A 20,791-nucleotide genomic window follows, 5' to 3' on the forward strand; every position below is an offset into this window, starting at 1 on the left:
GTCACCCAGAGCAGAGGCCAACAAGCTGGGAATTGTGTTGGAGCGGCTCAGAACCTCAGGATGGCACACCCTGGCGAGGAAAACCCAAACATTGCCAATTCTCGTTGAGATAAGTTTAAATTTGTAGCGTTCCTTCCGAGGGCCCTGGCTGCTGGTGGCGGGCCTGGGCCTGTTGTAGGGCTTCCCGTACTACGGCAAAGCCCGTTCCTCCGGCGCTGCGCCGCGCCGCCACCACCTGGCGGGGATCGATGGCCGCCGCAATGTCCTCCTCAAAAGCCGGGTGGAAAGTTTTCCAGCGCTCCAAGGGCAGATCCTTTAGCAGGATCCCCTCTGCCAAACAAATGCGCACGATCTGGCCCACCAGGTCATGGGCAGCGCGAAAGGGGATCCCTTTGCGCACCAAGTAGTCGGCCACATCGGTGGCGTTGGAGAAATCCTCCTGCACAGCAGCGGCCATGCGCTCAGGCTGAAATTGGATCCCTTCCCGCAGCAGGATGGTCATCGCCTCCAGGCAGGCTTTTAAGGTCTCGACCGTATCGAATAGCCCCTCTTTGTCTTCTTGGAGATCTTTGTTGTAGGCCAGCGGCAGCCCCTTCAAGGTGACCAGCAAAGCTTGGAGATGGCCAAACACCCGCCCCGCCTTGCCGCGCACCAATTCCGGCACATCGGGGTTTTTCTTCTGGGGCATGAGGCTGGAGCCGGTGGCACAGGCATCGGTGAGGACGACAAAGCCGAACTCCTGCGAGGCCCAGAGGACAAGCTCTTCCGAGAGGCGACTGAGGTGAACCAAAATCAAGCTGGCGGCGGTGTGAAACTCCACCATGTAGTCGCGGTCGCTGACGGCATCCAAGCTGTTGGTGCTGATGCGCTCAAATCCCAGCAGATGGGCAGTGAGCTGCCGATCGATGGGCAGGGAAGTGCCGGCCAAGGCCCCGGAGCCGAGGGGACAGACATTCACCTCTTCCCGCACCCGCCCCAGCCGTTGCCAGTCTCGCCAGAGCATTTCTTCATAGGCCAAAAGGTGGTGGGCCAGGCTGATCGGCTGAGCCCGTTGCAGATGGGTGTAGCCGGGCAGGATCGTCTCCAGATGCTGCTCGGCCAAGTCCAGCAAGACTCCCCGCAGCTCCCAGAGGGCCTGCCGCAGGTGATCGATGTGATCCCGCAGATAGAGGCGCAGATCGGTAGCCACTTGGTCGTTGCGGGAGCGCCCCGTGTGCAGTTTTTTGCCCACCTCCCCCACCAAGGCCACCAAACGGCGCTCGACGGCATAGTGGACATCCTCGGCCTCTGGATCGGGACGGAAGGTGCCGGCAGCCGCTTCCTGTTGGATCTGCTCCAGCCCCTGCCGGATCTGGTCGGCCTCTGGCCGGGTCAGAATGCCGCAAGCGGCCAACATCTGCACATGAGCCAGGGATCCGGCCACATCGTAGGGCAAAAGGCGGATGTCGAAGCCGATGCTGGCGTTGAAGCGGGCGATGGCAGGATGCAGGGATCCCTCAAAGCGCTGGCTCCAGGGGCGTGGGGTAACCGTCGCTGTCGGCTCAGAACTGGGAGAATGGGGAGAAGGATTGACCACCGCTGCAGTTGTGGAAAAAATACAAAAATCAAGAACCGACGGCTAAAACCCCGCCGCCTCAGGCCAACTGGATCCGGCCAGAGCAACTAGTGGGAGCTGGTGATGCTCTTGAGCATATAGCCCACCACGATCCCTATCAAAAGCGCCCAAATTTGGCCCGACTCCACAAAGCCATTCCAACCCTTGCGGATATCGCCCAGTACATCCTGCCGGAACACCTGCCCGACCATCATTTTTGTCTGGAAAGCAGCAGGAGCCGGCAAGTAAACCGAAGTGGTTTCAGACCCAGAGGAAGAGAAGTTCATGGCTATGCCTAAGGTGTAGATAACCGGGAAGCAGGGGAGCCAGCCCTGTACTAGCTAGAGCGTACCCTGAGTTCGAACTTTTTTAGCTATTTTGGCTCAGAGTCGGGCAACACCTTCAACACCACCAGTGTGGTATCGTCCACAGGCTCAGGCCGCAGGGAAATCTCATCTTGCAATAGCAGCTCTGGATCGTCCGGCGGCAACAGGGTCAGAGGAGGGGATCCCTGGCGACCTCGGAAAGCATCCATCTGCTCAAACAAGCTCTCCAAGATGTCTTCGGGGGAGTCGTAGCGACAGGCAGCATGCTGGATGGCATCCATGAGCCCAGAGGTTTCCAAGCGCTCCCCGCGGCTGTTGGCAGCCTCGGTGTAGCCGTCGGTGTAGTACACCACCACATCTCCGGGTTGCAGTTGCACGCAGCTTTCCGAGTAGTGGCTGTTTTCCTCCAAGCCGATCAGCGCCCCTTCTGTGTCCAGGGGTTGAATCTCGCGGGTGCGGGCCTGCCACCACAGGGTAGGGTTGTGGGCCGCGTTGCTAAAGCAAAGGCGATGGGAGTGGGGATCGTACTCTGAATAAAACAGGCTGATGAAGCGATTGGAGTGCTCCAGGTCGCTGTACATGGCCCGGTTCAGATGTTGCAGAACGCGGGCTGGGGAATGACGGTTGAGAGCTTCTGCCCGCACCATGGCTCGGGTCATGCTCATCAACAGGCCGGCGGGCACCCCTTTGCCCATCACATCCCCAATGACGATGGCCAGCTTTTCAGATGAGGGTGGAGAGGCAGCCGGATCTGATTTTTCTGGAATCTTGATGAAATCGTAGTAGTCGCCTCCCACTTTGCTGGCCACACGGCAACGAGCTGCCAGGCGAATGCCTTTGACTTGCGGGTACTCCTGCGGTAGCAATTGAGCCTGGATGTAAGAGCCGATCTCCATTTCTTTTTCTAGGGCCACTTTGCGGCGCAAGGCTGCCGTCAAGCGGTCGTTTTCGATGGCCACGCCTGCCTGATCGGCGACCAGGCGCAACAGTTGTTGGCGGCGTTCATCCCAGTGGTAGCCGGGCTGACGGCTGAAGACGTACAAGCGACCCTGGACAGAGTTGCGGATCAACAAGGGCGTGCCGAAGAGGCGCACATCCGGCCCTAAGCTCTGGCGAAACCGCTCGTCCAACAGGTGTTCGAGGGCAGGGATTTTGACGGACAGGGATCTCTCCGTCTTGAGCATGGGCTCCTGAGCCGAGAGGGTTTGGGCAATCTGCTCCATCTCAGCCCGAATCTGTTCGCGGTGGTGGAGATCCGAGCAATGCAGTTGATCCAACTGAATGGTGCCGTTGGGGTTGAACAAAACCAGGGCTCCGCCTTCGGCATCGGTCAGTTGGCTGGCCACAAAAGCCGTCAGCTCCAGGATCTGATTCAAGTTGTTAAAGGAGCGGAGGGCAAAGGCTAACCACGCCAGCAAATACTGCATCCGATACTGGTCTCTCCCCATTGCCACCCGATCCGGCATTGCAGGGGCAGGCACAATGGCAGGCTTGACCTCCGGCAGCTCCACCTCATCAGACGTAACGCCAACCGGATCCGGGCTGGCCTGAGCTGAGCGTAAGTCGCCCGAGTTCTCCAGGGAGGGAACTGGAGGATTGGGGGGCAAATCCTGGCCAAGCAAAGGCTCCGACCACGAGGAGCCGGATAGCTGTGCCGAAACGGCCTTTTGGGGGCTGTGAGCATCCATCGGGAAGGCTGGCGTTAATCCCTTGGAAACGTAACGAAACAGCTTAGCAAAAATATCACAAGCTCTACACAAAAGTTCTGCCTCGCTTTCGACTTCCTCCTTTAGGCCCGGCGATGCTGACGGGATCCCTGGCACAGCTCCCGGTAGAGCTGTTCCACCCGACTGATGTTGTGGCTGAGGGTATAGCGTTCCAGCACCCGCCGGCGGGCCTTCATCCCCAGCAGTTGGGTAAACTCCCGTTGATCCCGCAGCAAAGGCAGCAGGGTTTGCAGCTCCGCCGTCACCCGTGTCGGATCCAACAGGATCCCGGCTCCATCCGCCAAAACCTCGCCATCGGCGCCCACATCGGTGGCCACCGCCGCCAGCCCGCAGGCCATCGCCTCCAGCAAGGACAAAGAGAGCCCCTCGATCAAAGAGGGCAAAACAAACACATCGGCCCCGCGCAAGATCTCGATGCGCTGCTGCTCGTCGGCAATATACCCCAGCCAGTGGATCCCATGTTGAAGGGTATAGAAGGGCTTGAGGGTGTTGAGCAACGGCCCATCCCCCACAATCAGCAGACCGCACTTCTCCCCCATCTGGGAGTGTTTCCAAGCCTTGAGCAGGGCTTCCAGGTTTTTCTCCGGCGAGACCCGCCCCAGATAGACAAAGATCCGCTCCAGTCCCAACCGCTGTTTGAGGGTTGAAGGCCCAGGCGAATACTTGTCCACATCCACGCCATTGGGAATGACCACCACCTGCTGGGGACGCACCCCCAGTTTGACCAAGATCTCCCGTTGCGTCTCTGAGAAGACGATGGTGCGGTGATAATTGGCCAGACAAGGGGCGTAGAGTTGATAGGCCAAGTATTGGGTGCGGGAGGCGATGTTGCGCCGCCGCCGGTCGAAGGCCGGGTGAAAAGTGGCCACCAGCGGCTGGTTAAGCTCCGCACAGATCTCCGGCAGCACGAAGTCAATGGGAGAAATCGTCAAGGAGGCATGTACCAGATCCGGCTGCAGTTCCCTGAGGGCCTGGGTGAGCACCCGCTTGGCGTTGGGGGCCGGGATCGTGTAGATTTGCGACTTATACAGACAGGGGAGGGAAACGTCGCGGCGATCCAGCTCTGCCCGCCAGCCTTCACCTCCACGAGAGCCGGGATCCCAAGTGGGCGGTTGGCCGTCGTTGGTGAAGTGAAAAAAGCTCACTTGATGTCCCCGATCCAACAGGCCGTTGGTCACCTCACGGCTGTAGGTGACATTGCCACAGAAAGGTGTTTTCTTGCCTATCCAGGCGATGTGCATGGGCGGATCCCCGCAAAGGCGAAGCGCCGAGCTGCAAGGAGGGTCTCGACTTTTGAGCCTCTACAAGAGTAGCAGAGTTAGCTGCTGCCTTGGCCCCAGCTTTGAGAGGGTTTCACCGGCCTTCTCTGCCCAATAGGCTCCAGGTGTACAGCCCCGCCAGAGCGGCCAGAGCAGACAGGCCTAAAAACATCCCGGAAAGGCCAAAGTAGGTTTCCGCCAACCCCGTCAAGACCAGAGGCAAACTGAGGGCGATATTGGCCACATTGTTCTGGAGCCCAAAAATCTTGCCTCGCAGATGATCTGGCGTTTCCTCCTGGATCAAGGTTTGCATCGGCACCGCCACCAAAGCCCCGCCACAGCCTAACAGAGCAATCCAGCCCAAGCTGAGCAACAACCAGTGGGTCGTCCAAGATAGGGCTGCCAGAGACCCACAGAGCAGCAGGGATCCCAGCCCGCTCCAGGCGCGGCAGCTCACCCGGCGGCCCGCATGCCCCACCCAAAAGGCGCCGATCCCCATGCCCAGGCCGGCAGCGGCCAACAACACCCCAAACTGATCCGGCTTCAGCTCCGGCATCACTTCGGCCATGCGCACCGCCAAAACGGCCAGTGCCGCAAACAGCGAGTAGAGCACCACCACCTGCAGCAGAGCAGCCCGGATCAGGGGCATCTGGCCGACATATTGCAAGCCCAACTGGAGATCTTCCCAAAGGTGGGGGGCTTCCCAAGGCTGGGGCTCCAGCTTCTCGTGGGGTTGTAGCAGCAACAGCAGGGATCCGGCCAAGAGGTAGGCTCCCCCCACCAACAGCTCCGGCCCCACCTCCCAGCCCGGCAACCAATGGCGCACCCAATGATCCGCCAGGGTTAACAGCGGTTCCCCCACAGCAAAGCCAACAATCAGCGAAGCCATCATCGTGGTGGTGTAGAGGGAATTGGCCGCCAGCAGCTCTCGCTTCGGCAGGATCAAGGGCAAAATCGCCTGTTCAGCAGGAGCAAAAAACTGGGTCAGGGTCGAGACGGCAAGGCTCACCAGCAACAGCCCGACAAACCCCAAGGGGATCCCCGGCCAAAGGTCGCGCCCGGCGGTGAGCCAGAGCAGCAGCGGCAACAGCAACACCAGGATCCCGCGCGCCAGGTTGGAGAGCACCAACACCCCTTTTTTTAGCCAGCGATCCACAAATACCCCTGCCAGGCTGCCCAGTAGCATCGCCGGCAGCGTAAAAGTCAGCATGATGGCCGAGACCCAACCGCTAATAGAGGCTCCTTCTGGCTGAAACTTGCGGGCAATCAACCCAATCAGCAGCACCAACAACACTTTGTCCGCCAACTGCGAACACACCTGCCCCGTCCACAGCAGCAGAAAATTGCGTCGGCGCAGCACAGCAACAAAGTTTCTCAGGCCCGGCTCAGATAAACCTTGATTTTCCTCTTCTTTTTGGGGATCTTCGGGAAGTGGATCTGGTGAGGGATCCCCAGAGGAGCACTCCGGCGAGCTCAGGGTGGGGCTTGCTGTCGGCTCAGGCAAGAGAGCTTCTGACTTCAGCACCCAAGTTGGCGCTGATGCAGGCTGGAAATCCCGAAGGCAGGAGTTGGGGTGGCAGACCTCTGCCCCTCCTTCCGGCCTGTTCCATTGTTGCTCCAAAGTCATAAAGTCATAGTGCTCCGCGGCTGACCTGCCCATTTCCCCGACGTCGGCCCCACAACGGAGGATCCCGTCAGCCAAGGAGGGCAGGTATGGGGTGCCCCGATCTTATCCTGGCCTGCCCTCCCCTCAACCCATTCAAATCTTAGGAATCGGCAGGCTTACCCTTTGTCGGCAGATAAGGAGCGCAAGGGATCCGGGATCGACTCGCTAGGAGCCACGAAGCTGCCCATTTCTACAAAAGTCAGGCGCACCTTCAGCCAGCGAATGAAATCCTCGTTGGTTGAGACCACTGCCCCCAGTGGGCCGCTCAGCTTGTCCCGCAAAGGCTTCAACGGTGGGGCTTCCATAAAAGCCGGCTGCGGCACCCAGAAGAAATCGACAGGGCGGCGGCGCTCCTCGTAGTGTCGGCGACGCTCCTCCAGCACCTCTTCCAGGGGCTCAGAACGTAAGAAAGACAGGCTGGCAACGACAAAGTGATAGGTCATCGGCTCGACAACAGACATAAAGTTGCTATGAAGCTGCTAACGATAGAGGCTAGGGCCGGACATCCACGGCTAAGAGGGACCCTTCCCTGCAGGCCCTCTCCCTCAGAAATGGGCAGATTTAAGCAGATGCGGGGCCGGATCGCGGGAGCTACAGAGGAGCCGACAGTCTTCCAACTGCCGCAGGACGGGCAGCCGCGCCATCACTTCTTCAGGCGGCATGGCGTGTTCGGAAGCCTGTTTGAGGGTGGGCAGAGCCTGGGCTGCCCATTCCCGAGCCCAGGTAGTGGACTCAACTGTTTCCTTCTGCTCCAACAGCTCTTGGCAAAGGGCGATTGAGCGCTCCAGGTCACCACTACCCTGATAGGCCATGACCAGAGCCACACGAGCCAAAGCGCAGTCTTCCGGATTTGCCCTAGAGCCATTGCGCTCTTGCTTCTCTTGGATTGAGCAGCAGTAGCAGAACGACTCGAGAAGATTGATCGCCTCCAGGTAGCGCTCCTGCTTGAGAGCAGTGATGCCGGCGCGGAGGGATCCATGGGGGTGGGACATGAGCCTAAGCGGAAGAAAAGAGTTTAGACGGACTTGCGCCCAAGGGTTATCCAGTTAACAACCCGTCTTCTTATCCAAGGTTTCGTGTCTAAAACTACTATACACCCTCTGGACAAGTGACCGCCGATTTACCAGCTAGCGCCGTAGGGCCCCACCTTGCAAGGCGGGGATTAGAAGCTGATATCTTGCCTGCTGGGATGACCTTGTGCCGTCCCTCCCTGGAGGGGCACGGGTGGTCAACCGCCTTAAAAACCCAAGCTAGCTACAGGCGGCGGATTCCCCTAGAAGGGTGCTCAACTTTTGCGGGCCAAGGTGTAGGCGCTGACGTAGTGGGTTTCTCGGCGCAACACTTCACAGCCCGCCTGCTGCAGGCGCGCCCCCAGATCGTCGCGGATGTAGTCCCGGTAGTAGGGTTCGTGGAAGGTTTGCGCAAAAGCTTCCATCGTCTCCTCCAGCTCCGGCGAGTCCAGCAGTTGCACCGAGTCGCAAATGACGATCACGCCCCCCGGCTTCACCACGCGGCTCATCTCGTTGATGACATTTTGGCGGGCTGGGCCGGGCAGCTCGTGGAAGAGAAACACGCTGACAACCGCATCAAAGGTGGCGTCGGCGTAGGGCATGGCCTCGGCGTTGGCGCGGATGAGCTGCGGCAGCTCCCCCGGCAGCTCTTGCAACAGCCGGTTGGCCTTGCGCAGGTAGGCAGGGGAAAGATCCAAACCATACAGCGCGGCTTTGGGCAGGGATCCCCGCAGCAGGCGCAGCGTGCGCCCGGTGCCACAAGCTACATCGAGAATGTGGGGAGCCGACAGGGCGGGATCGAGAGCATCTTTGAGCAGGCGGATCACCCGCCGCCGCATCGCATCCGCTGTGCCCCCAAACAGCAGTTCCACCTGCAGGTCGTAGAGCTCAGCCGAGCTGTCGCTCAGGTAGCCGTTGGTTTGGTAATGAAAATTTTGCAGGTAGTATTTTGGATAGCCTTCTGTGGAGATGTCCTGAGAAAACTCTTGGTAGCGCTTGCTGTGTACCCGCTGAGTGATCTGCGGCAGATCCAGCCATACCTGCGGGTAGTAGCGGGCAAAGTCCAGCCAGGGGTTGTCGAAAAGAAGCGCGTGAGGGTAATAACCTGCCTCGGCATCTTGCCAATCGACCTGGAGCAGCCGTTCGTAACGAGCCCGCAACTCTTGCAAAGTAGCTGCGCTGAGCTTCACTCGCTCCCGCGGCGGCAGGGTTTTCCCGGAGGAGAAGCTCTGCAGATCCCTAAGTACCGAGAGCATCAGCTCCGAAGCCTGGGTGGAGAGAGCCTTATGGGCAAAGCCAAAGAGATTTTTACCCCACTGAAAAGTGCGGTAGGCAGCTTCTCCGACTGGAGACGGGATCGGCAGCGACAGCTCGGAGCTCAACTGTAGGCTCATAACCCTGCAAGGTGCGAATGCTTAATGTTTGTTTACGTTAGATTATAGCAAGGCAGCGATGGGAAACCGGCAAGTTCTGGGCCTTGGGAGAGTCGGCGAAGTTGGAGCTGTAGATCGCCAATCACACCCCACTTCCCTAAGAGGGAGAGTACTCTATTGGTGTCCCCGGAAGGACGTCCCCGATGCCCCATGCACTGGAGGAAGGGGCTGAGCAGGTCGAGCAGATGGGAACAGAAAAGGGAGTGCCCCGAGCATGACAGCCAAGACGGTGTTGGTCATTGACGATAGCATCATGATCCGCAAGATGGTGGCCAGCATCTTGGCTGACCAGTTTCAGGTGCTGGAGGCCAAAGATGGCCTAGCGGGCTTGGAGGCTGCCAAAAAACATCACCCCGACCTGATCTTGCTGGATTTTGTCATGCCCAAGATGGACGGCTATGACACATTGCAGGCCATCCGGCAGGAAGAGAGCCTGAAGAATACCCCCGTCATCATCATGTCGGGGATGAAAGAGCAGGTAACAGCCCGCATCCCTGAGCCTTTTGTCGATTTTGACTTCATTGAAAAGCCGTTTGAGGCGGAAGCCCTTCTGGCTCGCATTCAAAAGGCCCTGCAAGTGACCCCGGCGGCTGCGCTGGAGCCCGGATCGGAAACCAACACTCAATTGCTCTTGAACAAGCTCACCGCCATCGAGACGCTGCTCATCCAAGGTACGGAAAACCTCATCCAGCGGGAGGTGGTGACGCGGCTTGCCAGCCTCAACCAGCGCCTGGAGCGTCAGGAATCTTATAGCGCTAACCTGGAAGAGCAGATCCGTAAGCTCACCAGCGAGGTGGAACGGCACAGCCAGGGCCTGGCCCTGATCGTCAGGGAGCTGCGCCATATTCGTAAACTGTTGGGGGGATCCTGATGTCTGAGCGCGCCTATCGGCACCTGGATGCGGTGACGGCCCTGTTCGTGGCCGTGCTGCTGATTTCCAACATCGCCTCCACTAAGATCGTGCTTTTGGGGCCGTTTACCTTCGATGGCGGCACCATCCTCTTTCCCCTCAGCTACATTTTCGGCGACATTCTCACGGAGGTCTACGGCTATGCCCGCTCGCGGCGGGTGATCTGGCTGGGGTTTTTCTCGGCGGCCCTGATGTCGGCGACCTTCATGATCGTGGGATCCCTGCCGGCAGCCCCCGACTGGCCCTATCAGGAAGCCTACAACCAGATCCTCGGCCTCACCCCCCGTATTGTGCTGGCCAGCCTGATTGCCTACTGGAGCGGCAGCTTCGCCAATGCCTACGTGCTGGCGCGCCTGAAGGTGTGGACGCGGGGACGCTGGCTGTGGACGCGCACCATCGGCTCCACCCTGGTGGGCCAAGCGGTGGACACGGGCCTGTTTATTCTCATCGCTTTCTGGGGGGTGTTTCCCGGTCTCGTGAGCCTCATCGTCTCCAACTACGTGTTCAAGTGTGCCGTTGAGGCAGTCTGTACGCCTCTGACCTACGCCATCACCGGCTGGCTGAAGCAGCAAGAACAGGAAGACTACTTTGACGTGGCAACCGACTTCAACCCTTTCCGAATGCAGTCTGTATCCAGATAGTTCATCCATCCAGCGGCTGCCCCGACGGATCTGGCCTTGAGAGGGATCCCAGTTTTGGTATAGTCAGAGCGTTATCTATCTTATCTACCCTGCCGCCGGTGCGCAGCGAGCCGGATCAGGTTGGGCAGACCGGTGTTGTCGGGAGCTTTTATCCAAGACAAGACTTTTGTGAGGGATCCAGACCATGATGCTCATTTTCCAAATTGCTTTGTTGGTGTTGGTGCTGTACAGCTTGCTGCTGGTGGTGGCGGTGCCGGTGCTCTACAGCTCGGCCAGCGACTGGAGCCGGGCCAAGAATGTGATTTTGGTGGGATCCCTGCTCTGGGTGCTGATGGTGATCGGGGTGGGGGTACTCAGTTTCTTTAAGTGATCCTCTCACCATCCCACCAGCTCCCGGACGTTGCAGAGCATCAGGGCTGCAAGGTTCCGGTGGCGGGGAAAAACTGCGCACCTCCGCACCCTGTTGGGCCCTGAGCGCTCTCGGTAGAAGGGATCCCACCCCCTTACAATGGACAGCAACTCGATTCCATGTTCATGGCCTTGCTGCCTGCTCGGTCGGCAGGAAGCGGTGCTTATGCCGAAGTCTTTTGGGAGGTTTGGGTGTTGAGAGCAGTGAAGCGTTCGTGGGGCCTCCGCTTGGCCCGGCTGGGGACGAGGCTGATTTTGGCAGGCTTGTTGGTAGGGGCGCTATCCCCTTTGGCAAAGGCACAGTCGGGCTTTGTCATCACCGGCAGCGAGGGGGTGCCTGTCCTCAGCTATCGGCTGGATTTTCGCGGCATTCGCGGTCGGCTGGATCGCTATCGCCTGAAGATCCCACCGCAGGATGTGGCGGTGGCGGAGGTGCAGATTAGCGCGGATAGGAACTTTGATGCCGTCATCGATCCCCAGAATGTGCGCCTAGAGGTGGAGGGCAAGTCGGTGGAGCTGGCGGAAGTGTACTGGAACGAGGAGTTTCGCTCTTTGGAGGTGGTGGCCCGTCAACCCATTGCCGCCGGCCAGGAGATCCGCTTGGTGCTCTCCAATGTGCGCAACCCTTCCGCTGCCGGCATCTACCGGGTAGAGGCGCGGGTACGGGGAACAGAGCCCAACCCGCTCTTCCGCAAGGTGGGCAACTGGCTCATCACCATCGACGATCCGGAGCGGCTCACGTTCTGATGGCCGCTGCATCTGGCTTCAACAACCCCAAGGGATCCCCATCTCCCCTCTCCCTGAGGGAGAGGGGCTGGGGGTGGTCGCGTGAGCGGCGCGGAGCGCTTGGGCCTCAGGGAGAGGGGCTGGGGGTGAGGGGATCTCCCCTCCAGACGGTAGCCTGGCATACAGGGAGAGGTTGTCTTTGGTGCTAGCCGACACCTGGTATCCCAACTGGTGGCAGGCCCTGCTCTTGGGCATGGTGCAGGGGATCACTGAATTTCTGCCCATCAGCAGCACGGCGCACCTGCGGGTGGTTCCGGCTTTGCTGGGCTGGCCAGATGCAGGCGCTTCCTTTGCAGCGGTAATCCAGTTGGGCAGCTTGGGGGCGGTGTTGATCTACTTTGCCTCTGATCTGCGCCAGGTGCTCCTTGGCTCCTGGAAGGCTTGGCAGGAGCGAGATTTCCAGCAGGAGTCTTGGCGGCTGCTCATAGGGATCCTGGTGGGGACGTTGCCGATTGTGGTTGCCGGATGGGCCGTCAAGGCCATTTGGGGATCCCCACCCCGCCAGTTGGGGGTAATTGCTGCTGCCGCCATTGGCTTGGCGCTGGCTTTGGGCTGGGCGGAACGGGTGGGGAAACGCCGGCGAGATCTGCACAGCCTGGGCATTGGGGATGGGCTCTGGGTGGGGCTGGCCCAGGCCTTGGCGTTGATTCCAGGGGTCTCCCGATCCGGTGTGACGCTGACGGCGGCTCTGTTGCTGGATTTGCAGCGCTCGGCTGCCGCCCGCTACTCCTTTTTGCTGGGGATCCCGGCCCTCTTTTTGGCGGGGGTGGCGGAGTTCATCTCCGAGTTTAAGGCAGAGGCGCTGCTGTCGCAGGGGTTGGGGACGCTCTCGGCCTTTGTTTTCTCCTACTGGTCCATCGATTGGCTCATTCGATTTTTGCAGCGCAGCAGCACCTGGCTGTTTATCGCCTACCGGATTGGGTTTGGCCTGTTCATTTTCCTGGGACTGGCCCTGGGGTTCTTGCAACCTTAAGCCGACTTAGCGCCTTGGGCAGGTACTCCCCTAGGTGGGCCGGATCCACCCCTGTTAGACCCCGCTCCCCCGCCAGTTGGATAGCGGCTTGGGCATGCCACCACACTCCGGCACAGGCACAACTGAGCAGCTCCGCGATCCCCATCGACTGACCCAGTTGGGCCCTTCTGCGCGCCACCAGGCCGCCGATTAAGCCAGTTAGGACATCGCCGCTGCCGCCGCGGGCCAAAGCCGGTGTGCTCTCCGGGTTGACCCAGCATTCCCCCCTAGGAGAGGCGATGACCGTCCGTGCTCCCTTTAAAACCACCACTGCTCCACTCTGGGCTGCCGCCTTTTGGGCTGCCTCCATGCGATCCGCAGGCGGGATCCCTGGAAAAAGCCGGCGAAACTCCCCCAGGTGGGGGGTGAGGATGGCTTGGATCCCGTTTTCTTGCAAGCGCTCCACCCCCATCTCCGCCAGGGCATTAAGGGCATCGGCGTCGATAACCCAAGGGATCCCGGCCCAATCCTGCAGCAAGCTCTCCAGCAGTCGCCGGCGGGCTTCTCCTAGGCCGGGCCCCACCGCCACCGCCTGGAAAGGTTTTTCACCCAGCGGCGGCAGAGCCGGGATCCCTTCCCAGGGGTGAACCAAGGCTTCCGGCAAAGTGCTGTGGATGAGCCCCTTCAATTCCGCCGGCACCGCCAGGGTTACCATGCCCACGCCACTGGCGCGGGATCCCAGCCCGGCCAACACCGCCGCCCCGGCATAGGCCGCCGACCCTGCGACCACTAGCAGGGATCCCTGGCGGTATTTGTGGGTATCCAAAGGCGGGTCAGGGGGAAAATGCGGCCAAGGGTTCAGCAACAACTGGGGAGCCGCCTCTGCCGGGCAGGCCCAAGGGGGGATGCCAAAATCAAGGCGATGCAGCCGTCCCACCCAGGGCAGAGCCGCCTCCTGCCACAGGCCCCGTTTCCAGAGGCCGAGGGCATAGGTGTGGCTGGCGCGGATGCAGCAGCCCCAGATCTCACCTGTCTGGTCGTTGAGGCCAGAAGGCAAGTCCAGGCTGAGGATGGGAATGCTGCTGCCGTTGGCCCACTCCACCGCCCCCGCCCAGGGATCCCCCAGGGGCCGGTTTAGGCCAATGCCAAAGAGGGCGTCGATGAGCAAGTCGCAGTCGGCCAACGCCTCCACCCGCTCCACAAACTCCGCCCCTAGAGCCCTGAGGTAGCGGGCGTGGTCGGCGGTTAGGGGTTTGAGATCCGGCTTCCCCAGCCAAACCTTTACCCCCTTTTGGGCTAGCTGCAGCTCTCGCCCAACCACCAAGCCGTCGCCGCCATTGTGCCCCGTGCCGCAGAGGATGCCAACGCGCTGCGCCTGGGGAAAATCCTGCCGCAACCGGGCAAAAACGGCCAGCCCCACCTTCTCCATGAGGGCGGCCACGGGCATGCCGGCAGCGAAGATCTCCTCCTCGAGGCGCCGCATCTGCGCCGAGCTGACCAGGGCGGTGGCCGGGTCAAGGGAGTTGAGGACGCTGCGCTGCTGGGGCAAAGAGGGCTCTGGCATGGCGGTCATGGCTGAGGGGGGCTTATGGAGCTCAGCTCGATCACATTCCCGTCGGGATCCCGAACAAACACAGCCGCCCGCCCGGAAGCGCTGGGCTGCACCTCGTAGCCTGCCTGCAGCAAGCGGGCCTTCACCGCCTCCAGATCTTCCACTCCCAGCGCCACGTGGGGAAGGCGCCCCCACTTCGCCTTGCTGCCACGACTGGCTTGCTGCCCTTGGTCAAGCGGCTCCTCAGTGACAATCAAATGAATCTGCGAAGACCCCACTTGGTACCAAGCGCCGGGAAAGTTAAAGGGAAACCGTTCTGCCTTGGGGATCCCGAGCACGGTTCCGTAGAAATGCTCAGCCCTGGCCAGATCGCTAACCCAAAGGGCGGTGTGCAGGTGCTGATAGGTGCTCATGACGTTGCTTGGGCGCAAGTTCCTGAAGCTGTCGAGAGAAAGTGTAAGGATTTTCTCCAAAAGACCTGTTCCGCCTGTGCGCTAAGGTGGAACTAGGGCAGCGGCGACGAGAATATCCTCTATCTTGCTTCTTGCCTAGGGGTTGGTCTATGGGATCCCGCACCAAGTTTTTCGGCACCGTCTTGGCCATGCTGGCCGTCAACAGCATCTACATGCAATTGCAGCAGCTTGCCCTGCGGCTGGAAGAAGAGGTAAAACCGGCTCCCTCAGAGCAGGCTGCTCCAGAGTCCCAGAGCAACGCTCAGCCGCCGCATCCCTGGGGTCATCTGGCCCAAGTTTTCCGGCATTGGGTCGAGGCCAGTCCCCTGTAACCCTAGTCTCCGAGCCAAGAGGCAGTTTGCAAAGGGGATCAAACCCCGTACCATAGAGGAGCAGGCTCCCCTTTCTTGCGGTTCACAGTTTGGATACTCACCATGACTCAGCCGTCAGCAGCCTCTGGGCAAAAGCCGATTGTTGTCGCCCCTTCGATTCTTTCGGCGGATTTTAGCCGCCTGGGGGAAGAAGTGCGGGCGGTGGACGAGGCGGGGGCCGACTGGATCCACGTGGACGTCATGGATGGCCGCTTTGTGCCCAATATTACCATCGGCCCGCTGGTGGTGGAAGCGCTGCGCCCGGTTACGGCCAAGCCTCTGGACGTCCACCTGATGATTGTGGAGCCGGAAAAGTATGTGGCCGACTTTGCCAAGGCGGGGGCCGACATCATCTCCGTTCATGCCGAGTCCAGCTCTACCATTCACCTGCACCGCACCCTCAGCCAAATCAAGGATCTGGGCAAACAGGCAGGTGTGGTGCTCAACCCCGCTAGCCCCCTGGAGCTCATCCAGTACGTGCTGGATTTGGTGGACCTGGTCTTGATCATGAGCGTCAACCCCGGCTTTGGCGGCCAGAGCTTCATTCCGGCGGTGGTGCCCAAGATTCGCCAACTGCGGGCCCTGTGCGACGAGCGCGGTCTGGATCCCTGGATTGAAGTAGATGGCGGCCTCAAGGCCAGCAACGCCTGGCAGGTCATCGAGGCGGGGGCCAACGCCATTGTGGCCGGCTCGGCAGTGTTCAAGGCCAAAGACTATGCGGAGGCTATTCGCGCTATCCGCAACAGCCGTCGCCCGGAGCTGGTAACGGTTTGATTTGAGCTTATCGATTGGGGAAACCCATGCTCTTGAGCCCCTCTTAGGCCAAGGCACAAAAGAGAGGGAAGAAGACCTAGCGCCCCTCATTCTTGGCCCATTGCGAATGGCCACAGCTCAGCGGCAGGGATCCCTTCTGGTGGAAGAACGGGCTCGAAATTCTAGCGCAGAGCGGCGGTCTTCTTCTGGGCAGCCGCAGGGGCTGCACCATCCTCTACGGCAGTCTGGCTGAGGCAATGCGGAGGTGCAGAGGTGGGAACGATTGGCTGAGGCGAGGTAGGGCTGAAAAAAACTTGGCAAAAGGGCAGGCGGCTGTTGCGCTGAATGTCAGCAAGGTAAGGAGAAGGGATGGTGCCCCAGTAGGCGCCCAGCACCTGCCGGTCGGGATCCTCCGGCAGCACCTGGTAGTGCAACATCAAGCGGTTATCGGGGAACCAAGCGCGAACAAGCCTTTGCAGTTGCCTCAAATTGAAGCCCGGCTCTTCCGGGTTATGAATCAGGTGCATCCCCGCCAAGCGTCCGCCGACAAAATAGGCTTGCACATAAAACCCGCGGGCGTAGAGGGGGGGCTCTGAGGGATCCCGCGATGAAGGGGCATCCGGCAGGTAGATGGCCTCACCGCCTGGGCGCAGTTGCCAGCGGCTCCAGCGGGGATCCTCGCGGTCGCTAGCAATGGTCTCCCAATTGTTGGCGCGGGCGTAGCTCAAGAAGCGCTCCTCCACCATGCCCAAATAGAGCATTTCCATTTGTAGGGGCAGTCGGGCCCGCGTTTGCAATAGGGGCAGAGTGCGCACTTCTCCTTGCTTGAGCACCAAAACTTCCGCCAAGGCAGGGCGCGGTTCCCACGCCAGCAGCGCCGCCAGGATACCGGCTCCGAGGGCTCTGCCAAGGCCAGCCAGCCCTCGCCGTGCCGAGGCCCGCAGCAACAAGAGAAGGAGTTTGACAGGGGGCAGCTCAAATCGAGGCTGCGCCCCGCCCAACACGGCAACGGAAGCAGAGACGTAAGATGAGATCACGGGGAAATTCGAAGAGCCGGGAAGACAATAGAGGCTATGGATGTCCTATTTTATCCACAGCGCTAGGGTTCTTTGAAAATTTTAATCTGCTGCCCTGGGTGAACTTTCTTGCCGACAGCGGATGGATCAAAACCGGTCTCCAAATGGGCACGACTGCCGAGAACCTCCCTCCTCGACCGCAGGACCGGGGCTCGTCGTCATTGCTGGCCCCACCGCCACCGGCAAGTCGCGCCAGGCGCTGCTGCTGGCCCAACGGCTGGGATCCCCGCTGTTAAACGCCGACTCTCGCCAGGTGTACCGGGAGTTCGACATCGGCACCGCCAAGCCCACTCCCGCCGAGCGGGCCCTTTGGCCCCACGAGTTGATTGACTTTGTGGATCCCCGCCACACCTACACCGTGGCCGAGTTCCAACGAGCGGCCCAAGCCCGCATTGCCGAGGCCCATCGGCAGGGACAGACTCCCATTCTGGTGGGGGGGACGGGGCTTTACATCCAATCCATCACTGCAGGGCTGGAGATCCCGGCAGTTCCCCCTCAGCCCCAGTTGCGCGCTCAATTGGAAACTTGGCCGCCCGAGATCCGCTACGCCTGGCTGCAGCAGTTGGATCCCGTGGCCGCTCGGCAGATCCACTCTCATGATGAAGTGCGCACCCTGCGGGCCTTGGAAATTATTTACACCACCGGGAAACCGGCCTCTTGCCTACGGCAGGCCCATCCTCCCCACTACCCCATCTTGATCTTGGGGCTGCGCTGCTCGATGCCCCGTCTGGAACAACGTATTGCCCGGCGCACGGCGGAGATGATGGAGAGGGGGTGGATCGAAGAGGTAAAAACTCTGCGGGAGCGCTATGGGCCGGACTTGCCCCTCTTGCAAACTTTGGGCTATGCGGAGATCGGCGCTTACCTAGAAGGGCGGATCCCAGAGGCGGAGCTGCAGCCTTTGATTGTGCGGCGCACCCGCCAGTTTGCCAAGCGGCAGATGACCTGGTTTCGGGCCATGCCAGGGATCCAGTGGCTGGACTGCGAGGCTGAGGATCTGCCGGAGCAGATCTGGGAGCGGGTTAAAGCCTGGATGGCAGAACAGACCACTGCTGAAACCACTCCCGCCGCCGCTGAGCATCGGCTTTCCGATCGGTGAGGATCTCCAACACTCGCACCCCTTGGGCGGGCAAGGGATCCAAGGCTTGGGCCAGCTCTTCCCACGTCTCTAGCCGCCGGTGGGGAATGCCATGGGCCTGGCAGAGGAGGGCAAAATCCACCGCCTGGGGAGTGGCGAAGTAGGGCTCAAAGGGTGGGCCCGCCTCAGCAATGGGCAGCAGCTCGAAAATCCCACCCCCCCGGTTGTTGATGAGGAGGATAGTCAGGGATCCCTGCAGGTAAGGGCTAAGCCGCAGGCCGCCGCAGTCGTGCAAAAAGGCCAGATCCCCGGTCAGCAGCACTGTTGGCCGATGGCGGTGGGCCACCCCGAAGGCGGTCGAGAGAATGCCGTCAATGCCGTTGGTGCCGCGGTTGAAGTAGGGCCGGATGCGGCGGTCGTTGGGCGGCCAAAACCACTCCACATCCCGCACCGGCGTGCTGTTGGCAATCACCAGGGGCGTCTCCGGCGGCAGGTGGTGGGCCAGCCACCAGGCGATCTTGCCCTCAAACCACTCCGGCAGGTCAGCCATGGTCTGGTCTAGGGTGGCGCGGATTTGCGCTTCGGCTGTCAGCCAGCCCTGCAGAAAAGCTGTTCGGGGGGCTGGAGTTTTGAATGTTGCTTCCGGGATCCCGGCGGCCAGCTCTTCCACAGCAAAGGGCAAATGGGTGGTGGGGTTGTGCAGAGGATCCCCGTTCTCGGGCCGGGGATCGAGCAGCCAGGTGCGGGGGCGAGCTTTGGCCAGGGTTTGCCGCAGCGCTTTGCTGGTGGGCAGGGATCCCAGTTGGATGACTTGTTCCGGCCAGAGCTGGGGGCCATCCTGCTGCAGGAGGAGGTCATAGGTGGTGATGAGATGGGGGTTGAGGGAAGCGTAGTTGCGCAGAGGGGAGAGTCCCTCCGCCAACACCGGCCAGCCCAGGGCCAGCGCCAAGCGGGCCACCGCTTCTGCATAACGCTGGGGATCCGCCGGTTGGGCCGGCCCCGCCAAGATCACCCCCCGCTCACAGCCGCGCCACTCCTGCCAAAAGGAAGCTGTTGACGCGAACGCAGAACCGGCAGCCAGGCCAGATGGGGGGATAACCCCGCGGAAAAAGGTCTTCTCAAACTCCGGATCTTCCTGCAAATGAACCAGGGGCGCAGTGCTGCCATCGGCAACGGGAGCTAGGGGATCTCGCAAGGGCACATTCAAATGCACAGGGCCGGGAAAGGGGTAAAGCGTGCGCTCCCAGGCGTGAACCAGGGCTTGGCGGAGATAGGCCAGGGCTTCTGGCTCCGCGCTGGGCAGGGCCAATTCCGCTTGCCAGTTGGGGTAGTGACCGTAGAGCTTCACCTGGTCGATAGTCTGCCCGGCGCGGCAGTGGCGCAGCTCTGGGGGCCGATCCGCCGTCAGGATCAACAGGGAAAACCCACTTTCGGCTGCCTCAAGGAGAGCCGGGAAAAAATGGGCGCCAGCGCTGCCGGAAGTACACACCAGAGGGATGGGCTGCCGAGTTCGCTGGGCCAAGCCGAGGGCAAAAAAGGCCGCCGACCGCTCATCCAGCACTGGAATGGCCTCGATCTCCGGATGCTGCGCCAGGGCATAGGTGAGGGGGGCAGAGCGGGATCCCGGGCACACCACCGCCAGGCGACAGCCCAGCCGGCTCAGGGTCTCGGCCAACAGGGATCCCCAGAGGGCGTTGAGGTTGCGCCAATCCAGCCGCCTTGGCGAGACAAAGTTTTCACCGGTCACAGCGGAGTCAACGTGTTGAGATCAAATCGGGATCCCGGCGGCAAAAAGTGAAGGCGGGCATTGTGCAGCCGAAAATACTCGTCCGCTGCCGCCTCCTGAACGGTCGAGTACAGTTGCGTCCCGTCCACAATCGTCACCGTGCCCAAGCCGATTACCTCCATCACATTGTTGGCCTGGATCACCACCGCCGTATTCTCATCGATGCCGATGCCCAGGCACTGGGGGTAGTGGGCCACCGCTGTAACCAACCGCACCAGGCGATTGCGCTGATGGAAGTGCTGATCGATGATGACGCGAGGCAAAAGGCCCAGGCCCGTCTTCACCGTTACAATTGCCGGCGTGGGAGGTTCCCCGCTGTAGCCGCGGGAGATCATCTGCTGTCCCAAGGCAGAAGCTCCGGCGCTGGTTCCGGCAATCACCGTCTGTCCTCGCTGCCACTGCTGCCGAATGGCCTCCATCAACTCGCTGTGGGCCAGCACCTCCGCCAGCCGCTCCTGATCCCCACCCGTGAAGTAGATGCCGGTGGAGGAGCGGATTTTCTCGACGTTATCGGGATCCCTCGCCTCCATCGGGTTGCGGATATCCAGCACCTGCAGGCTGGCCGCCCCCATCTGCTGAAAAATATTGGCGTAGACCTCCCCCAGCACCGCCGGGATCCCAGAAGCCGCAGGCACGATGGTGATGTGGGCCGACCTTCCCCCCGCTCGGCGGAAGAACTCCCAAAGGATGTGGCATTCCTTTTCCTTGTCCTCTGCTCCCCCAACGGCAATGAGGTCGGAACGGGCGATGCTGGGATCCCTCACGGTAGGGTAGGGTTGGGCAGCTTGGGTCGGGGTGGAAGAAACTCCGTTCCACCCCAGCTCACGGTGGGCAGCAGAGACATCAGGCAAATGGGGCATGGAGCGCGAGAAAGATTAAAATGGACACATTTCACTTTCACTATGCTACGGCTTGAGATTCGGTTTGGCGCAGCCCCATTCCAGATTTCACGGCGGAGTCAGGAGTGGGTTAGGGGTCGCGAAAGGGGGAATAATGTTCATAAGAACACCC

21 protein-coding genes are annotated in these 20,791 nt (G+C 60.8%); 8 read left to right on the forward strand and 13 right to left on the reverse strand.

The window, feature by feature from the left end:
* Positions 1–115: 115 nt before the first annotated feature.
* The 8 genes from argH to NW851_RS07540 all read right to left on the reverse strand — a co-directional run bounded on the left by argH (position 116) and on the right by NW851_RS07540 (position 8,976).
* A complete protein-coding gene (gene argH / locus NW851_RS07505) occupies positions 116–1,576 on the reverse strand; it encodes an argininosuccinate lyase (RefSeq protein WP_414334047.1) in 1,461 nt (486 codons plus the stop codon).
* Between the two features lie 86 nt (positions 1,577–1,662).
* Positions 1,663–1,881, reverse strand: coding sequence for a hypothetical protein (locus tag NW851_RS07510; protein ID WP_414334049.1), 219 nt, complete (start codon positions 1,879–1,881; stop codon positions 1,663–1,665).
* Positions 1,882–1,967: 86 nt separating this feature from the next.
* Positions 1,968–3,608 carry a PP2C family protein-serine/threonine phosphatase gene (locus NW851_RS07515; RefSeq protein ID WP_414337524.1) on the reverse strand — a complete coding sequence of 547 codons (1,641 nt, stop codon included), beginning with the start codon at positions 3,606–3,608 and terminating at the stop codon, positions 1,968–1,970.
* Between the two features lie 101 nt (positions 3,609–3,709).
* Positions 3,710–4,888 carry a glycosyltransferase family 4 protein gene (locus NW851_RS07520; RefSeq protein ID WP_414334052.1) on the reverse strand — a complete coding sequence of 393 codons (1,179 nt, stop codon included), beginning with the start codon at positions 4,886–4,888 and terminating at the stop codon, positions 3,710–3,712.
* Between the two features lie 112 nt (positions 4,889–5,000).
* Entirely contained in the window at positions 5,001–6,566 is a 1,566-nt protein-coding gene (locus tag NW851_RS07525; RefSeq protein WP_414337526.1) for an MFS transporter, read from the reverse strand.
* A 122-nt stretch (positions 6,567–6,688) separates the two neighbouring features.
* Positions 6,689–7,033, reverse strand: coding sequence for an MgPME-cyclase complex family protein (locus NW851_RS07530; protein ID WP_414334055.1), 345 nt, complete (start codon positions 7,031–7,033; stop codon positions 6,689–6,691).
* A gap of 84 nt (positions 7,034–7,117) precedes the next feature.
* On the reverse strand, positions 7,118–7,564 hold the full coding sequence (locus NW851_RS07535; RefSeq protein WP_414334056.1) for a hypothetical protein: 447 nt from the start codon (positions 7,562–7,564) through the stop codon (positions 7,118–7,120).
* A gap of 293 nt (positions 7,565–7,857) precedes the next feature.
* Entirely contained in the window at positions 7,858–8,976 is a 1,119-nt protein-coding gene (locus NW851_RS07540; RefSeq protein ID WP_414334057.1) for a class I SAM-dependent methyltransferase, read from the reverse strand.
* Between the two features lie 253 nt (positions 8,977–9,229).
* Here NW851_RS07540 and NW851_RS07545 point away from each other — a divergent pair, with 253 nt between their 5' ends.
* From NW851_RS07545 to NW851_RS07565, 5 genes are all read left to right on the forward strand, one after another.
* Entirely contained in the window at positions 9,230–9,886 is a 657-nt protein-coding gene (locus NW851_RS07545; RefSeq protein ID WP_414334058.1) for a response regulator, read from the forward strand.
* A complete protein-coding gene (locus tag NW851_RS07550; protein ID WP_414334059.1) occupies positions 9,886–10,566 on the forward strand; it encodes a queuosine precursor transporter in 681 nt (226 codons plus the stop codon). The genes NW851_RS07545 and NW851_RS07550 overlap by 1 nt, the downstream gene beginning before the upstream one ends.
* 184 nt (positions 10,567–10,750) lie before the next feature.
* Positions 10,751–10,936 (forward strand): photosystem II reaction center protein PsbZ, encoded by a 186-nt coding sequence (gene psbZ, locus NW851_RS07555; protein WP_414334060.1) that lies wholly within the window; start codon positions 10,751–10,753, stop codon positions 10,934–10,936.
* 164 nt (positions 10,937–11,100) lie between these two features.
* On the forward strand, positions 11,101–11,721 hold the full coding sequence (locus tag NW851_RS07560; RefSeq protein ID WP_414337533.1) for a DUF2808 domain-containing protein: 621 nt from the start codon (positions 11,101–11,103) through the stop codon (positions 11,719–11,721).
* Positions 11,722–11,899: 178 nt separating this feature from the next.
* Positions 11,900–12,733, forward strand: a complete 834-nt coding sequence (locus tag NW851_RS07565) for an undecaprenyl-diphosphate phosphatase (RefSeq protein WP_414337607.1) — start codon at positions 11,900–11,902, stop codon at positions 12,731–12,733.
* Here the strand turns inward: NW851_RS07565 and NW851_RS07570 are convergent.
* Both NW851_RS07570 and NW851_RS07575 read right to left on the reverse strand, forming a co-directional pair.
* Complete coding sequence (locus tag NW851_RS07570) at positions 12,693–14,285, reverse strand: NAD(P)H-hydrate dehydratase (protein ID WP_414337536.1); 1,593 nt, start codon at positions 14,283–14,285, stop codon at positions 12,693–12,695. The two genes, NW851_RS07565 and NW851_RS07570, sit on opposite strands and share 41 nt — an antisense overlap.
* Complete coding sequence (locus tag NW851_RS07575) at positions 14,282–14,677, reverse strand: VOC family protein (RefSeq protein WP_414332709.1); 396 nt, start codon at positions 14,675–14,677, stop codon at positions 14,282–14,284. Before NW851_RS07575 ends, NW851_RS07570 begins: the two co-directional genes overlap by 4 nt.
* Before the next feature lie 149 nt (positions 14,678–14,826).
* Here NW851_RS07575 and NW851_RS07580 point away from each other — a divergent pair, with 149 nt between their 5' ends.
* Positions 14,827–15,048, forward strand: coding sequence for a hypothetical protein (locus NW851_RS07580; RefSeq protein ID WP_414332711.1), 222 nt, complete (start codon positions 14,827–14,829; stop codon positions 15,046–15,048).
* A gap of 102 nt (positions 15,049–15,150) precedes the next feature.
* The gene (gene rpe / locus NW851_RS07585) at positions 15,151–15,861 is read left to right on the forward strand and encodes a ribulose-phosphate 3-epimerase (protein WP_414332712.1); all 711 of its coding nucleotides are present in this window, start codon (positions 15,151–15,153) and stop codon (positions 15,859–15,861) included.
* A gap of 161 nt (positions 15,862–16,022) precedes the next feature.
* Here the strand turns inward: rpe and NW851_RS07590 are convergent, their stop codons facing one another.
* Positions 16,023–16,877 carry a hypothetical protein gene (locus NW851_RS07590; protein ID WP_414332714.1) on the reverse strand — a complete coding sequence of 285 codons (855 nt, stop codon included), beginning with the start codon at positions 16,875–16,877 and terminating at the stop codon, positions 16,023–16,025.
* A gap of 121 nt (positions 16,878–16,998) precedes the next feature.
* Here NW851_RS07590 and miaA point away from each other — a divergent pair, with 121 nt between their 5' ends.
* Positions 16,999–18,015, forward strand: a complete 1,017-nt coding sequence (gene miaA, locus NW851_RS07595; protein ID WP_414337541.1) for a tRNA (adenosine(37)-N6)-dimethylallyltransferase MiaA — start codon at positions 16,999–17,001, stop codon at positions 18,013–18,015.
* Here miaA and menD read toward each other — a convergent pair.
* Both menD and NW851_RS07605 read right to left on the reverse strand, forming a co-directional pair.
* A complete protein-coding gene (gene menD / locus NW851_RS07600; protein ID WP_414337543.1) occupies positions 17,939–19,741 on the reverse strand; it encodes a 2-succinyl-5-enolpyruvyl-6-hydroxy-3-cyclohexene-1-carboxylic-acid synthase in 1,803 nt (600 codons plus the stop codon). The genes miaA and menD overlap by 77 nt on opposite strands.
* The gene (locus NW851_RS07605; RefSeq protein ID WP_414337546.1) at positions 19,738–20,640 is read right to left on the reverse strand and encodes a cyanophycinase; all 903 of its coding nucleotides are present in this window, start codon (positions 20,638–20,640) and stop codon (positions 19,738–19,740) included. The genes menD and NW851_RS07605 overlap by 4 nt, the downstream gene beginning before the upstream one ends.
* Positions 20,641–20,791: the final 151 nt, after the last annotated feature.

Origin of the sequence: Synechococcus sp. H55.7 (genome assembly GCF_047462395.1) — a bacterium.
Classification (GTDB): domain Bacteria; phylum Cyanobacteriota; class Cyanobacteriia; order Thermostichales; family Thermostichaceae; genus Thermostichus.

Excerpts from the sequence above, each read along its gene's own strand:
- NW851_RS07545 (WP_414334058.1), top strand. The coding sequence starts at position 9,230 with ATGACAGCCAAGACGGTGTTGGTCATTGACGATAGCATCATGATCCGC.
- NW851_RS07580 (WP_414332711.1), top strand. The coding sequence starts at position 14,827 with ATGGGATCCCGCACCAAGTTTTTCGGCACCGTCTTGGCCATGCTGGCC.
- NW851_RS07535 (WP_414334056.1), bottom strand. The coding sequence starts at position 7,564 with ATGTCCCACCCCCATGGATCCCTCCGCGCCGGCATCACTGCTCTCAAG.
- NW851_RS07570 (WP_414337536.1), bottom strand. The coding sequence starts at position 14,285 with ATGACCGCCATGCCAGAGCCCTCTTTGCCCCAGCAGCGCAGCGTCCTC.
- NW851_RS07510 (WP_414334049.1), bottom strand. The coding sequence starts at position 1,881 with ATGAACTTCTCTTCCTCTGGGTCTGAAACCACTTCGGTTTACTTGCCG.
- NW851_RS07560 (WP_414337533.1), top strand. The coding sequence starts at position 11,101 with ATGGCCTTGCTGCCTGCTCGGTCGGCAGGAAGCGGTGCTTATGCCGAA.
- NW851_RS07605 (WP_414337546.1), bottom strand. The coding sequence starts at position 20,640 with ATGCCCCATTTGCCTGATGTCTCTGCTGCCCACCGTGAGCTGGGGTGG.
- NW851_RS07515 (WP_414337524.1), bottom strand. The coding sequence starts at position 3,608 with ATGGATGCTCACAGCCCCCAAAAGGCCGTTTCGGCACAGCTATCCGGC.
- NW851_RS07550 (WP_414334059.1), top strand. The coding sequence starts at position 9,886 with ATGTCTGAGCGCGCCTATCGGCACCTGGATGCGGTGACGGCCCTGTTC.
- rpe (WP_414332712.1), top strand. The coding sequence starts at position 15,151 with ATGACTCAGCCGTCAGCAGCCTCTGGGCAAAAGCCGATTGTTGTCGCC.
- NW851_RS07525 (WP_414337526.1), bottom strand. The coding sequence starts at position 6,566 with ATGGGCAGGTCAGCCGCGGAGCACTATGACTTTATGACTTTGGAGCAA.
- psbZ (WP_414334060.1), top strand. The coding sequence starts at position 10,751 with ATGATGCTCATTTTCCAAATTGCTTTGTTGGTGTTGGTGCTGTACAGC.
- NW851_RS07540 (WP_414334057.1), bottom strand. The coding sequence starts at position 8,976 with ATGAGCCTACAGTTGAGCTCCGAGCTGTCGCTGCCGATCCCGTCTCCA.
- NW851_RS07575 (WP_414332709.1), bottom strand. The coding sequence starts at position 14,677 with ATGAGCACCTATCAGCACCTGCACACCGCCCTTTGGGTTAGCGATCTG.
- NW851_RS07530 (WP_414334055.1), bottom strand. The coding sequence starts at position 7,033 with ATGTCTGTTGTCGAGCCGATGACCTATCACTTTGTCGTTGCCAGCCTG.
- miaA (WP_414337541.1), top strand. The coding sequence starts at position 16,999 with ATGGATCAAAACCGGTCTCCAAATGGGCACGACTGCCGAGAACCTCCC.
- NW851_RS07520 (WP_414334052.1), bottom strand. The coding sequence starts at position 4,888 with ATGCACATCGCCTGGATAGGCAAGAAAACACCTTTCTGTGGCAATGTC.